At 58.0% G+C, this 13,775-nt stretch carries 10 protein-coding genes; 5 read left to right on the forward strand and 5 right to left on the reverse strand.

Annotation, left to right across the window (positions count from 1 at the left end):
• Positions 1-23: 23 nt before the first annotated feature.
• Positions 24-947 (reverse strand): LysR family transcriptional regulator, encoded by a 924-nt coding sequence (locus AC1MEA_RS22780; RefSeq protein ID WP_480417495.1) that lies wholly within the window; start codon positions 945-947, stop codon positions 24-26.
• 149 nt (positions 948-1,096) lie between these two features.
• Between AC1MEA_RS22780 and AC1MEA_RS22785 the strand changes: the two genes are divergently transcribed.
• Positions 1,097-2,092 (forward strand): aldo/keto reductase, encoded by a 996-nt coding sequence (locus tag AC1MEA_RS22785; RefSeq protein WP_480417496.1) that lies wholly within the window; start codon positions 1,097-1,099, stop codon positions 2,090-2,092.
• Between the two features lie 57 nt (positions 2,093-2,149).
• On the opposite strand, the gene AC1MEA_RS22790 is transcribed toward AC1MEA_RS22785, so the two are convergent.
• The 3 genes from AC1MEA_RS22790 to AC1MEA_RS22800 all read right to left on the reverse strand — a co-directional run bounded on the left by AC1MEA_RS22790 (position 2,150) and on the right by AC1MEA_RS22800 (position 8,292).
• Positions 2,150-5,821, reverse strand: a complete 3,672-nt coding sequence (locus AC1MEA_RS22790; RefSeq protein WP_480417497.1) for a translocation/assembly module TamB domain-containing protein — start codon at positions 5,819-5,821, stop codon at positions 2,150-2,152.
• 14 nt (positions 5,822-5,835) lie between these two features.
• Complete coding sequence (locus AC1MEA_RS22795; RefSeq protein ID WP_449633491.1) at positions 5,836-7,575, reverse strand: autotransporter assembly complex protein TamA; 1,740 nt, start codon at positions 7,573-7,575, stop codon at positions 5,836-5,838.
• A 66-nt stretch (positions 7,576-7,641) separates the two neighbouring features.
• On the reverse strand, positions 7,642-8,292 hold the full coding sequence (locus AC1MEA_RS22800; RefSeq protein ID WP_480417498.1) for a GNAT family N-acetyltransferase: 651 nt from the start codon (positions 8,290-8,292) through the stop codon (positions 7,642-7,644).
• A gap of 199 nt (positions 8,293-8,491) precedes the next feature.
• Here AC1MEA_RS22800 and xthA point away from each other — a divergent pair, with 199 nt between their 5' ends.
• Positions 8,492-9,304 (forward strand): exodeoxyribonuclease III, encoded by an 813-nt coding sequence (xthA, locus tag AC1MEA_RS22805; RefSeq protein WP_219060169.1) that lies wholly within the window; start codon positions 8,492-8,494, stop codon positions 9,302-9,304.
• A gap of 101 nt (positions 9,305-9,405) precedes the next feature.
• Entirely contained in the window at positions 9,406-10,776 is a 1,371-nt protein-coding gene (locus AC1MEA_RS22810; protein ID WP_219060170.1) for a substrate-binding domain-containing protein, read from the forward strand.
• A 71-nt stretch (positions 10,777-10,847) separates the two neighbouring features.
• Here the strand turns inward: AC1MEA_RS22810 and AC1MEA_RS22815 are convergent, their stop codons facing one another.
• Entirely contained in the window at positions 10,848-12,080 is a 1,233-nt protein-coding gene (locus tag AC1MEA_RS22815) for an acyl-CoA dehydrogenase (RefSeq protein ID WP_219060171.1), read from the reverse strand.
• A 161-nt stretch (positions 12,081-12,241) separates the two neighbouring features.
• Between AC1MEA_RS22815 and AC1MEA_RS22820 the strand changes: the two genes are divergently transcribed.
• Positions 12,242-13,189, forward strand: a complete 948-nt coding sequence (locus AC1MEA_RS22820) for a LysR family transcriptional regulator (protein WP_480417499.1) — start codon at positions 12,242-12,244, stop codon at positions 13,187-13,189.
• Between the two features lie 167 nt (positions 13,190-13,356).
• Positions 13,357-13,758 (forward strand): MerR family transcriptional regulator, encoded by a 402-nt coding sequence (locus AC1MEA_RS22825; RefSeq protein WP_219060173.1) that lies wholly within the window; start codon positions 13,357-13,359, stop codon positions 13,756-13,758.
• Positions 13,759-13,775 lie beyond the last annotated feature (17 nt).

The following is a 13,775-nucleotide window of genomic DNA, read 5'->3' on the forward strand; positions in this document are numbered from 1 at the left end:
TAAACACGAAAGTGCGTAGGGACCTATGGGCCTGACTGGATTTTGTCTAACCGATTGTTCCGGGCGCACAACTCCACCAACCAGTCGACGAACACCCGCACCCGCCGCGACATCTGCCGATGCTGCGGGTACAACGCCATCAAGGCCATCGTCGGCGGGCGAAACGTACTTAGCACCTCTACCAGCGATCCACTGCGCAGTTGCTCGACGATATGGTAGTACGGCGTCTGCACCAATCCATACCCGGCTTCGCATGCAGCCAGATAGCCGTCTGCGCTGTTTATTGACATCGCCTTGGGCAGACTGAAATCACGCACCTGGCCGTCAATCAGGAACTCCAGGCCGTACCGTTTGTTGGAGCTGGCCGAGAAATACTCGATCACCTTGTGCTGCGGCAAATCTTCCAGCGTCAACGGTACGCCATGACGCTGCAGGTACTCGCGACTCGCGCAGGTCACTTGCGTCATGTTCGCCAGCGGCCTTGCCACCAGAGATTCATCCAGCGACGGCCCTGCACGCACCACGCAATCCACGCCCTCACGAATCAACTGCACAGGACGATCACTCATGCCGATTTCCAGTTCGATCATCGGGTAACGGTCAGTGAACTGCGGCAATGCGGGGATCACGATCAAGCGACCGAAACCCACCGGAATATCAATGCGCAATACACCTTGTGGCGCCTTGCTCGCCGATGAGAATGCCGCTTCGGTGTCTTCCAGATCGGTCAGCAGGCTGACACACCGCTGGTAATACGCCTGGCCGTCCAGGGTCGGACTGACATGGCGGGTGGTGCGTTGCAGCAACTGCACCCCCAAATGTGCTTCCAGTTGTTTGATCAGGATTGTCGCCGAAGCCCGCGGCATATGCAGGCTGTCGGCGGCTTTGGCAAACCCGCCGAGTTCGACGATGCGGGTGAACACGCGCATGGCGTTGAATCGATCCATGGGGCGACGGCCTTGTGAGGTGAAGTCAGGGAGGCATTTTTAGGCACTACTATTTAGATTATCTAAACAGTTAAAGCATTTTAAGCCGGTTTATCTCTGTTCTGTCGAGCGTAACAATGGGGCACCTTTTAATCGGTAGGAGTTTATCCATGCAAACCCGTCAACTTGGTACAAACGGCCCGCAGGTTTCCGCCATCGGTCTCGGCTGCATGGGCATGACCGACTTCTATACCACCGGCACTGACACCAAAGAAGCGATAGCGACCCTCCATCGCGCGCTGGAGCTGGGCGTCACGCTGCTGGACACCGCCGACATGTATGGTCCGCACACTAACGAAGAGTTGATCGGTCAGGCCATTCGCGGCAAACGCGACCAAGTATTTCTCGCCAGCAAGTTCGGCTTTGTCCGCGACGCTAGCGACCCCACTGCCCGAGGGGTTAACGGCAGCCCTGAATATATTCGCAGCGCCATCGACGGCACGCTCAAACGTTTGGGCATCGACACCCTGGACCTGTATTACCAGCACCGAATCGACCCACAAATCTCGGTCGAAGAGTCAGTGGGCGCCATGGCTGAACTGGTCAAGGCTGGCAAGGTTCGTTACCTCGGTTTGAGCGAAGCCTCTGCCAGTACGCTGGAGCGGGCGCATAAAGTGCATCCAATCAGCGCGCTGCAAACCGAATACTCGCTATGGAGCCGGGACCCGGAAGAGAATGGCAGCCTCGAAACCTGTCGCCGTCTGGGCATCGCATTTGTGCCCTATAGCCCGTTGGGGCGTGGATTTCTGACTGGCACGCTGAAAAGCCCTGACGACTTTGCCGCTGACGATTACCGTCGCTCAAGCCCACGTTTTCAAGGTGAAAACTTCGCGAAAAACCTGCTACTCGTGGAGAAGGTACAAAAACTTGCCGCTGAAAAAGGCGTCAGCGCCGGGCAGTTGGCCTTGGCCTGGGTGCTTGCCCAAGGCAATGACATCGTGCCGATTCCGGGGACCAAGCGACGTAAATACCTGGAAGAAAACGTCGCAGCATTAGCGATAAAACTAAGCCAGAACGAACTGCAGGCCCTCAAAGACCTGTTCCCCACCGACGCTATCGCCGGAAAGCGTTACAGCGACAGCTCGTTGAAACTGGTTAACCAGTAACAGCAGACCCATTGTGGGCGCGAATTCATTAGCGCCCACAATTGAGGTGCGTGCGACTCAGAAGTCCCGTTTATAGAACAGATCCAGCGAGCTGGCGATTCCGCTGGCGGCCTCCAGATAGAGCTTTTTGCTCAACTTATAACGCAAGGCGATGGTGTTGGCCGGTTCAAACACGCCGACGCCGTAGCGCAAGCTCAACTTGTCAGTAATCTTGCCGCTTGCAACGACACTGGTCGTATTGCCGCTGCCTGACGTGTCCAGTTCGAAATCCTTGATGCCAAGATCCTTGGCGAGCGTACCCGTGACTGACGAACTCCCGGCCAGGCCCAATGCCAGCGCTGCCTGGGCCATCATGTTGCTGTCTTCGCCAGTGGTGCTCAACGGGCGGCCCAGGATCAGATAGGACAACGCCTGCTCCTGGCTCATGGCCGGCTCTGAAAATACGACGGTGGTCGGCTGTTCGGCGCTGCCGGTCAGGCGAATACCGGCAACCACGTCATCGGTTTTGCGAATGGCTTCGATATCGAGGTACGGCTGGTCGATGGGGCCCGCAAATAAAAGCCGTGCTCGACGAATGGTCAAACGCTGACCATAAGCCCGATAACGCCCATCGTTGAGGGTCAGCTCGCCCCGAGCATCGAGGTTGTCACCGATATGCACATGCCCGGCCAGATTCGCGGTGAGCCCAAAACCGCTGAAGCTGAGCGTTTCCTGGCCCACTTCAACGTCGATATCCATGGCCATGATCAGCGGCGGCGCACCCTGTTCGGTCTGATGACCGACGATCACGGTGTCACCCGACAACTTGACCGTCGAGGGCGGCAGTTCACGAATCGTAATCGCGCCTTTGGGGATCAGCACCTTGCCGGAAATCGCCAGCTTACCGCTCTTCATGGTGATGTTCAGATTCGGTGCCACTTCCAGCACCGCATAAGGCTCCACCGTGAGCGGCAGGTGCGCGCCTTTCAGATTGAGGTCCACCGCGAGCGCTTCGCCCCAGGATATCTGCCCATCCAACGTACCTTTCCCAGCCTCTCCACTGTTCCAGCCGCCGTCCAGGCGTAAGCTTTCGCCAGCGATCAGCGCCTGAACCTTCACGTCATGCAGGCTGACGGGCAGTTCCGGCCCAGACACTTCGCCTTCGCTGAGGGTGACGTTGCCATTAACCTGCGGTGCCAGCAGACCACCAGACAAACGCCCACTGCCATTGAGCCTGCCGGTGAGTTTTTCGACCATCGGCACGAAAGGCCGGGCAATGGATATATCCACCCCACTGAGGTTGAACGCGCCGGACAGCGGTTTGTTTTTCGCCAGCGGATCAATCTGCGCTGTCACTGACAGCGTGCCCAGTTTTCCACCGCGAAAGTCCAGCCGGGAGTCGATGCGTTTCGGGGTCAGGGTGCTGCTTACCCTGAGGCTTTCATAAGGGAAATCCAGCCATTGGTCCTTCTCGCGAATGCTCAAAGTGCCACCACTGGTCTCCACCGAAACCTGACCATTAGGGCCGGAAGCCGGAAGATCGAGTTGCACATTGCCGTTGAGCAGGCCTTTCCAGGCAAAGTCCTTGGGCAACCACTGAGCCAGGCTGTCGAGGGGGAATTGCTTAAGGTGATAACGCAAGCTCGGCTCGGGCATCAGCCGCTGATCCTCACCGCACAAACTTGCCTGCCCTGAAACCCAGCAGTGAGCGGCAAAATTGATTTTGCCATCAGCCAGTCGTTCGAGTTTGGTCGGCTGTTGCAGGCGCCAATCCTGGCCCCCTGTTTGCACATCGCCACTGACCAGCCTGCCCCGCCAATCACCTTTGCTCAGGTCGCCGTCGAGCGCCAACCCCAGTTTCAATAATGGGCCTTGCAGGTCGAGCGCCAATTGTTGATGTTTGATATTGCCCTGACCGTTGACCTTCAGCGTGCCCAGTTGCGTGTCGCCCAGTTGAATACCGCCACCCTTGAGGTCAACGGTCGCACGCTGAGCTGTGTCCAGCTTTGCTGCCAGGGCCAGGCTTTGCAGGCGGTTGTCTGCCATCGCCAGTTGCCCGCCTTGCAGTGTCAGTTGACCTTGCGGCGCTTGCAGTGTGCCCGCCAGGTCCAGGCGCCCTTTGACTTGCCCCTGCAAACGCGGCCATAGCTGGCCCAGACGCGGCAAATTGATGTCCAGTTGGCCAAGCAGACGTTGCTGCAAGCTGCCTTTGCCTTGAATGCGGTTATCGCCCAGGCGTACATCCAGCGAACTGACCGTCCACTTATCACCGGCGCCGTCCACCTTGGCCTGCAGCACAGCCGGCTGCCCCCGCAACCGACCTTTGAGGTCGAGGTCGGCGTTCAGGCTCAGTCGCTCGTTTTTGAATTCCCCGGTGCTGCGCAGCGGTCCAGCCAGGGTGCCCGGCAATTCTCCCAGCCAATACGCCGGGTTAATCGCACTCAGGTCCAGCGCTGTATCCCAGCCTATGCCATCGGCGAATTGCAGGTTGAGATGACCATCGGCCTTGCCCTGTCCCGCAGTCAGCTCTAACTGAGGCAAAAAGATTTGCTTGAGATCGCCGCTGAACGGGCTGCTTAGGCTGAACGCCCCCGCGGGTCCATCGAAAGCACCGCTGAAATTGCCCAGGTATTTGCCATCGGTGTAGGAGATTTCGCCGTTGAAGGTGCGCACAGCCACCTGCGGTTCATCAATCGCCGGGTAAAGCCGATGCCACGGAAAGCTCAGCCAATCGATTTTTGCGTCGGCGCTGAAGCCCTGGCGCCAGTCCAGCCGACCGCTGAGCTTCAGTGATTGTTCTGCGCTGGCCGTCAGATCAAGCGCCGCGATGTCCGCACCTTGAGCATCGACCCTGCCTTGCAGCACCAGCGCGACCGGACCTTGCTCGGCAGGCAGGCTGGCGTTGCCAGAGACCTGATAACCGTTCTTCAAATCGCCCTGAGCTGCCAGCTCAATCTGATTGAGTTGCAGGGTGTCCGGCAGATCGGCACTGGCCTTGAAGCCATCCGCCGTGACCTTCATCTGTGCGGGCAGGTTCTCCATCAGCGGTTGCAGTTGCCCGCTCAATTGACCTTGCAGATAACCACTGCTATCCGCCTTGAGCTGCAAAGTCTTGAGCAGATTACCCTGAATGTTCAAGGCCAGCGTCCAAGGCTGATTACCCGGTGCCGGCAGCTTCAGCTGACCTTGGGCTGTCAGCGGCCAGTCGCCGTTCGGCTGCAATAACCCGGACAGATCAAGCACCAGATCATCCCGTTGCAGATGCGCAGCATTGATCTGCAGGCCGTTGGCCGTCCACTCCGCTGCCAGTTGCAGACCGCGTAATTGCTCGCTGCCATTAAGCATCAGGCTGCCGATGCGCACGTCACCCAAGCGGATCGCCAACGGCAGCTTCAGATCCGGCAGGCTCAAGGGGCCACGGCTTTGGTCGGCACCGGAAGGGAACTGTAAACTGACGCGCTCGGCCTGCAATTGATCGACACATAGCGTCATCTTCGCCAGACACGAAGGCGACCAGGCAAAGACTGGCGCATCGACTTCGACGCGGCTATCGCCCTGTACCCACAGCAGATGATCGGCGCGCCATTGACCGGCCAGATGTCCGCTGAAGTTTTCGATTTTCAGCCCCGGCACCAGCCCCAGCGCCCAACGGCTGCCCGCTTGCGTGCCCAGGATCAGGCACAGACTCAGGATCAGCAGCACGGGTAATGCGATCAGGCTCAGGCCGGTAATTTTTGTTGCACGACGCACCGTTCAGGCACTCCTCATAATTCAGGGCCCATGGAAAAGTGCACACGAAACCCGCCATCACCATCCAGCGCATGGGCCAGATCCAGGCGCAACGGCCCGACCGGCGAGACCCAGCGCACGCCGATACCGACACCGGTTTTCAAGCTTGGCAGTTGCAATGTATTGAAAGAGTTGCCTTGATCGACAAACGTCGCCACGCGCCATTTTTCAGCGATCGAATATTGATATTCGGCGCTGCCAGCGACCATGTACCGTCCGCCAATGCGATCACCGTCGGAGTTCGTCGGTGATAGGGTCTGGTAGTCATAGCCACGCACGCTTTGATCGCCGCCAGCAAAAAAACGCAAGGAGGGAGGGATCGATTGATAGCCGTTGGTCGCGCTGCCACCAAACTGCACGCGCCCAAGAAAACGGTGGTTTTGCCACACGGTCGTCAAGCCTTTAATCAACACAGTGCCGCGCAACAAGTTGGTGTCCGACGCCAGCCCCTCCTTGGCGACTTGCCCATCGAACTGCAGGCGATAGCCGTTGTGCGGGTCGATACGGTTGTCACTGCGCAAGAGTGAATAACTGATGCCCGGCATCAGCAGCGTACTCATCCCGGAGTCGTCGCCCAGGCGATATTCCTCGCGCTGCCACTTCAATGAAATCACCCGGTCCCAGCCGCTGGACAGCCGACTGTGCCACTCGGGGCCGACGGTCAACAGCTTGCTCACGGAGTCAGTGCCCGCGATCTCCTCGTACTGGTAGCCGCCAGCGAACCGCAGTTTGTCGGTCAGTGGCGGGGTCAGAGGAATGTCGTACCACAGGCCCACGTTTTGGCGCGGTGCCGAGAGTTCCATCTCGGCACCGTAGCTATGGCCTTGGGGATTGGCCCAATGGCGCGTCCAGTTAGCCTTGCCGCGCACGCCGACGTCGGTGGAAAAGCCAAGGCCGAGTCCCATCGTGCGCGGCTTGCGGGTTTCCAGCTGGACCGCCACTGGAATTACCTGATCCACTGCCGCCGGGGGCGCAGCGTCTACCCGCACACCCTCGAAATAGCCGCTCGACTGCAAGGCCTGATTGAGTTCAGCGATCAGTTCCGAGTCATAAGGGGTGTTGGCTTTGAACGGCACCATGCGTTGCATCAAGTCATCATCAAATGGCGCATCGCCACTGAAGCTGACTTTGCCTAACACGTAGCGCGGGCCACTCTCATAAATCAGCTCTATATCGGCCACACCGGCCTTCGGATCGACAGTCAGGCGCTGGCTGCTGAAGCGTCCGCTAAAAAAGCCATAGCGCGACGCCTGATTCAGGATCAGGCGCTTGGCGTCTTCGTAGTAGCCATGATTGAGTACAGCGCCAGTTTTCAATCTGTCGCTTTTCGGCACCCGAAAAGCCTTGAGCGAGGCGGCCGGGCCGTCAATCCGTACCGTGACATTGCGCAGATGCACCGGCTCGCCGGGCACCACATTGATCACCAGTCGCAGGTCCTTGCCGGTTTTTACGGTGCTGTCGATCTGCGCCTGGTAATAGCCCAGGGCTTGCGCCGCTTTTTGCGCCTGCTCTTCGGCCCCCAGACTGAAACGCTGCAGGGCCTCTTCGTCGCGCTCGCCAAGGCTGCCCACATACCCTTCGATATTGGCTTTAAGTGCGTCGTTGGAGGGTTCGATCCTGATGTCCAGTTGCGCCGCGGCGAACACCGCGAAGGTGCTGAACTGGACAGTAAACAGCAGGACCAAACCGCTGGTGAATCTACCGGAAAACTTCATAGGCGCGGATGCTATCACGCGCGGCGCGTCGTGCTGGAGCGCGTCTGACAGCGAAAGCCAGGGACTTTATGCCTGGGCTTTAAGCAATACCTGAGGATTGGGGTGGAAAAACACATGTTCACGGATTGGCCCTACAGCAATCTCTCCGATTTCCTCATAGCCCTGTCGCTTATAAAACTCCAGATAACGCGGATTGCCCGTGTCGAGCACCACGCCCTGCGAGGTTTCGTCGACGGCGCACCATTGATGCAGCGCCGTAAGCAGCTGCTCGCCAAAGTGACGACCCTGAAATTGCGGGTGGACCCCCAGCAATGGCAAAACGTGCACAGCGTCTGACGGCAGGCAAGCCAGCACCGCCTGGTGATACTCCAGATAGCGCTGGGTACAGCGCAACCCTGCACTGAGAACCATGCGCAAGCGCCACGCCCAGCTTTCGGTAATGTCCAGACGGCGTTGCGGAGGGGCAATCAGAGCGATCCCCACCAGCCGATCCTCGACGAACAAACCCAGCGCCGGCAGGTCCTGCAAAAAGTGCTGTTTGACCAGTTCACGCACCGTGGCCCTGACCCGATGTTCATAGCCCGGCCTGTCGGATTCAAACAAGTAAGCGAAGCTCGGCTCATGGCGGTAGGCGTGGTACAGCAGCGAACGTGCTTCGCGGGAGTAACCACTGTCCAGCTGGCGGACTTCAGCCACGACTGTTGAAGTTTCAGGCATTCGGTTGACCTCATAGGTACAGCGCTGCTCGAACGACAGCGTTTGTGATGCGAAAGCTTCGAGTAACAGGTACGCGCTACAGTTCCGACATTTTCGACTCTGCTACCCGACCCTAGCATTGGAACAGGCAATCCGCCACGCTGGCCGTGAGTCGACAGGTCAGCTAGCATCGCTTTTTTGTTTGCCAGGATTGCCGCCCATGAAAATCGTCTCGTTCAATATTAACGGCCTGCGCGCCAGACCTCATCAGTTGGCGGCGCTGATTGAGAAACATCAGCCGGACGTGATCGGCCTGCAGGAAACCAAAGTCTCGGACGAGCAATTTCCCCACGCTGAAATCGAAGCCTTGGGGTATCACGTGCACTTCCACGGGCAAAAAGGCCACTACGGTGTCGCCCTGCTCTCGCGCCAGGCGCCTCTCACCCTGCACAAGGGTTTCGACACCGATGACGAGGAGTCGCAAAAACGCTTTATCTGGGGCACGTTCGCCGACCCAAAAGGCGAGCCTGTGACCATCATGAATGGCTACTTCCCGCAGGGTGAAAGCCGCGACCATCCGACCAAATTCCCGGCCAAGGAGCGTTTCTATAACGACCTGCAGCTATTGCTGGAAAGCCAGTTCAAAAACGATCAGCCATTGGTGGTGATGGGCGACGTGAACATTTCCCCGGAAGACTGCGACATCGGCATCGGCCCGGATAACGCCAAACGCTGGCTCAGGACAGGCAAATGCAGTTTCTTGCCTGAAGAACGCGAGTGGATGGCGCGCCTGAAAAACTGGGGCCTGATAGACAGCTTCCGTCATCTTCATCCCGAAGTGATCGACCGCTTCAGCTGGTTCGACTATCGCAGCCGAGGCTTCGAAGATGAGCCCAAGCGCGGTTTGCGGATCGACGTGATCATGGCCTCCCATGGCTTGCAGTCACGCATCAAGGCCGCTGGCGTGGACTACGACCTGCGCGCCATGGAGAAACCATCGGACCATGCGCCGATCTGGCTGGAGTTAAGCTAGAACCTGCCCCCGCAGACACCCTTTTAGTCATGGCTGTCATATTTCAGCAATCATTCTGACTTAATCTCCCGGCACTTTCTGTCTCTAATAAGGTGCCGCACATGCTGCGCGCTCTGTTTACCGGTACTGCCCAACACCGCGCAGCCTGGCTATTCGGTTTTATCTGCAGCGCCCTGCCCGGCCTGGTTTTCGCGGCATTGCCCATCCCTGCCGAAGGCATCCCGGCGTTACGCATCCAGGGCTCCAATACCATCGGCGCCGCGTTGGGCCCAGCGCTGGTCGAAGGCTTGCTGCACGCCCAAGGTCTGCAGAATGTGCATATCGAAGCGGGCGCCCATGAGAACGAACGGCGTGTGCTCGGCCAGACGCCTGCCGGGCGCACGGTACTGATCGAGGTTGCGGCCCATGGTTCGGGTACGGGTTTCACTGCATTGAAGGCCGACAAGGCAGACCTGGCGGCCTCCTCACGGCCGATCAAAGACAGCGAACTGGCGAACCTGGCCTCGCTGGGCGACCTGAAAAGTCGCAAGGCCGAACAAGTCATCGCCATCGACGGCGTGGCGGTGATCCTCCATCCGGCCAACCCCTTGCATCAGTTGAACACCGAACAACTCGCGCAAATATTCTCGGGTGAAGTTCACGACTGGGAAGATCTCGGCGGTACCGGTGGCGCGATTCACCTGTATGCCCGTGATGATCACTCCGGCACCTTCGACACGTTCAATGAGCTGGTACTGCTCAAGTACGGCAAAACCCTGGCGCGCAACACCAAACGGTTCGAATCCAGTGAGCAGCTGTCTGATGAAGTCAGCCAGGACCGTGGAGGCATTGGTTTTATCGGTTTGCCTTACGTGCGCAGGGCCCACGCAGTCGCGATTGCCGATGGCGACTCGAAACCCATGCTGCCGACCGTCAGCCTGATTGCCACCGAAGATTATCCACTGTCGCGGCGCCTGTATTTCTACCTGCCACCTCAGGGCCTCCAACCATGGGCCGACGCACTGGTGCAGTTCGCACAAAGCAGCAAAGGCCAGGCCATCGTTGCGAACAACGGCTTCATCGCCCAGACAGTACAGGCGATCAAAGTCCAGGCCTCCGCCGGGATGCCTGCGGACTATCAAGCCATCGTTAAGCAAGCACAGCGTTTGTCGGTGAATTTTCGCTTCGCTCAAGGCAGTGCGACCCTGGATAACAAGGCGCAACTCGACCTGCAGCGGGTCGTTGATTACCTCAAGACACACGATAAATTGAATGGCCACGTCACCCTGGTAGGGTTTGGCGATGCCAAGAGCGATCCAGCGCGGGCAGCCTTATTGTCCAAACTCCGGGCCATGGCGGTGCGGCGAGAGTTGGTCAAGGCGGGCGTGGTCTTGCGCGACATTCGCGGTTTGGGTGATGAGATGCCGGTCGCGGCCAACAACGCCGATGAAGGCCGGATCAAGAATCGGCGGGTAGAAGTCTGGGTGTATTGAGTGTCCGGGTGACATGGACCTGCGTAGCCAGTGCGGGAGCGAATAAATCCGCCCCCCACAGCTACTCGCGGTCAGTGCTGCTCGCTGCGCAGCATTTCCTTCGGCAAGTACTTACCGATTTCGAACTTGCCGATCGCCGCGCGGTGCACTTCATCCGGGCCGTCGGCCAGGCGCAGCGTGCGCTGCATTGCGTACATGTAGGCCAACGGGAAATCATTGGAAACCCCAGCGCCGCCGTGCATCTGGATCGCCCTGTCAATCACGCGCAATGCCACGTTCGGCGCCACGACTTTGATCTGGGCAATCTCGCTTTTCGCGACTTTGTTGCCGACAGTGTCCATCATGTACGCAGCCTTTAGTGTCAGCAGCCGCGCCATGTCGATTTCCATCCGCGAATCAGCAATTTTGTCGATGTTACCGCCCAGCCGCGCCAACGGACGACCGAATGCAGTGCGGCTGATCGAACGCTTGCACATCAGCTCCAATGCCCGTTCAGCCATACCGATAGAGCGCATGCAGTGGTGAATCCGACCTGGCCCGAGTCGACCTTGAGCAATTTCAAAGCCACGCCCCTCACCCAACAGGACGTTCTCGTAAGGCACGCGAACGTTCTCAAACAGCACTTCAGCGTGACCGTGGGGTGCATCGTCGTAGCCAAATACCGGCAGCGAGCGGACGATTTTTACGCCAGGGGCATCGGTCGGCACCAGAATCATTGAGTGTTGCTGATGGCGCGGACCTTCGGGATTGCTCAGCCCCATGAAAATCATGATTTTGCAACGCGGGTCGCAGGCCCCGGAGGTCCACCACTTACGGCCGTTGATCACCCATTCGTCACCGTCACGCTCAGCGCGGGCGGCCATGTTGGTGGCATCGGAGGACGCCACGTCCGGCTCGGTCATGGCGAACGCTGAACGGATTTCGCCGCGCAACATCGGTTCAAGCCACTGCTGCTTCTGGGCTTCGTTGGCATAGCGCACCAGCACTTCCATGTTGCCCGTGTCTGGGGCCGAGCAGTTGAACGGCTCTGGCCCTAGCAACGAACGGCCCATGATTTCAGCCAGCGGGGCGTACTCCAGGTTGGTCAGGCCCGCACCGAGCTTCGACTCTGGCAGAAACAGGTTCCATAGCCCCTCAGCCTTGGCCTTGAGTTTGAGTTCTTCCATGATCGCAGTGGGCTGCCAGCGATCGCCCTCGGCGACCTGACGTTCGAACACAGGTTCTGCCGGGTAGACATAAGCATCCATGAACGCAGTGACGCGCTCACGCAGTTCCTGAACCTTTGGGGAATACGCGAAATCCATGAGCAGCTACCTTCTGAAGGAGGTGGGTGAATGCATGAATTGGATGCTAGATCAGCGATGAAAATTTATCTAACCTATTCTCAACGTGTATAAACATTCATAACCGATATATGATCGGCCTTCGTAACGTCTCAATAAAAACAACATGAGAGCGCAATGGAATGAATCTGAGCAAGGTCGACCTCAACCTCTTTATTGTCTTTGATGCCATCTATACCGAAGCCAATTTGACCCGTGCCGGGCAGATTGTCGGCATCACCCAGCCTGCGGTCTCGAACGCTCTGGCCCGCCTGCGGGAGACCTTCAACGACCCGCTTTTCGTACGGACCGCGCAAGGCATGGTGCCCACGCCCATGGCCCAGAACATCATCGGGCCGGTGCGCAACGCCCTGACATTGCTGCGCGTCTCGGTGCAGGAAAGCCGGATTTTCAATCCGCTGCAGGCGAACAAGACCTACCGCATCAGCATGACCGACTTGACCGAAGCAGTGATCCTGCCTGCGTTGTTTCAGCGTCTGCGTCGACTGGCCCCGGCGGTGATTATCGAGAGCTTTTTGTCCAAGCGTCGCGAGACCACCAAGGAGCTGGCCGCAGGGCGGTTGGACTTCGCCGTCGATGCGCCCCTCAATACCGACCCGCAAGTGCGTCACGTCAAACTCATGGAAGACAAATACGTGTGTGCCATGCGCAAGGGGCATCCCTTCGCGACCAAAGAAAAGTTCAGCCTGGAAGACTACCTGTCCCTGACGCACATCCACATTTCCAGTCGCCGCAGCGGCCTGGGACATGTTGACCTGGCACTGGGCAAGATGGGGATTCAGCGCAAAATCGCCCTGCGCTCGCAGCACTACTTGATGGCTTCGCAAGTGCTGCAACAGACTGATATGGTCATGACCGTGCCGGAACGCTTCGCCAGACGCCATGATCTGCACTATGTCAATTTGCCGGTCAATGATGTGCCACCGGTGGAAACCCATCTTTACTGGCACGAAAGCACTGATCAAGACCCGGCTAACCGCTGGATGCGTGAGCAGATAATCGAACTCTGCCAACTGGTGACAGCGCAGGAAAAGAAGCTAGATAAAGCTTTAGATACCAATCTCAAGTAATTGATTATCAAGCGTTAATTTTAATAACTTAAAGTCATTTCTAGAATAAATAGTCGTGACTTACACACTGATAAGACAGCAAAAAACGCATGAAGGCGCGGCAGGCAGCTTGACGTATACGTCAAGCACGCCGTAGGTTAACCACACGTTTAACCGTGAGTCCTTTCATGAGCAGTCAGACCTACAGCATTTCCGACCTCGCCCGCGAGCTCGACATTACCACCCGCGCGATTCGCTTCTACGAGGAACAAGGCCTGCTCGCTCCAGAGCGGCGCGGCCTTGAGCGTGTCTACTCAGGCCGCGACAAGGTGAGCCTGAAACTCATTCTGCGTGGCAAGCGCATCGGCTTTTCCCTGGCCGAATGCCGGGAACTGATCGAGCTGTACGACCCTCGCGGCGACAACCGAAAACAGTTGAATACCATGCTCGGCAAAATCAGTGACCGCCGCACTCAGCTTGAACAGCAGCTTCTGGACATCCAGCAAATGCAGCTGGAGCTGGACACTGCTGAAGAGCGTTGCCTGGCGGCACTTGAAAGAACGGTTACAGATCATGATGTTACTGAGTAAATCTCAAACAATTATAA

The organism is Pseudomonas sp. ASL8, from assembly GCF_056680355.1.

Excerpts from the sequence above, each read along its gene's own strand:
- AC1MEA_RS22785 (WP_480417496.1), top strand. The coding sequence starts at position 1,097 with ATGCAAACCCGTCAACTTGGTACAAACGGCCCGCAGGTTTCCGCCATC.
- AC1MEA_RS22800 (WP_480417498.1), bottom strand. The coding sequence starts at position 8,292 with ATGCCTGAAACTTCAACAGTCGTGGCTGAAGTCCGCCAGCTGGACAGT.
- xthA (WP_219060169.1), top strand. The coding sequence starts at position 8,492 with ATGAAAATCGTCTCGTTCAATATTAACGGCCTGCGCGCCAGACCTCAT.
- AC1MEA_RS22820 (WP_480417499.1), top strand. The coding sequence starts at position 12,242 with ATGAATCTGAGCAAGGTCGACCTCAACCTCTTTATTGTCTTTGATGCC.
- AC1MEA_RS22780 (WP_480417495.1), bottom strand. The coding sequence starts at position 947 with ATGGATCGATTCAACGCCATGCGCGTGTTCACCCGCATCGTCGAACTC.
- AC1MEA_RS22815 (WP_219060171.1), bottom strand. The coding sequence starts at position 12,080 with ATGGATTTCGCGTATTCCCCAAAGGTTCAGGAACTGCGTGAGCGCGTC.
- AC1MEA_RS22795 (WP_449633491.1), bottom strand. The coding sequence starts at position 7,575 with ATGAAGTTTTCCGGTAGATTCACCAGCGGTTTGGTCCTGCTGTTTACT.
- AC1MEA_RS22825 (WP_219060173.1), top strand. The coding sequence starts at position 13,357 with ATGAGCAGTCAGACCTACAGCATTTCCGACCTCGCCCGCGAGCTCGAC.
- AC1MEA_RS22810 (WP_219060170.1), top strand. The coding sequence starts at position 9,406 with ATGCTGCGCGCTCTGTTTACCGGTACTGCCCAACACCGCGCAGCCTGG.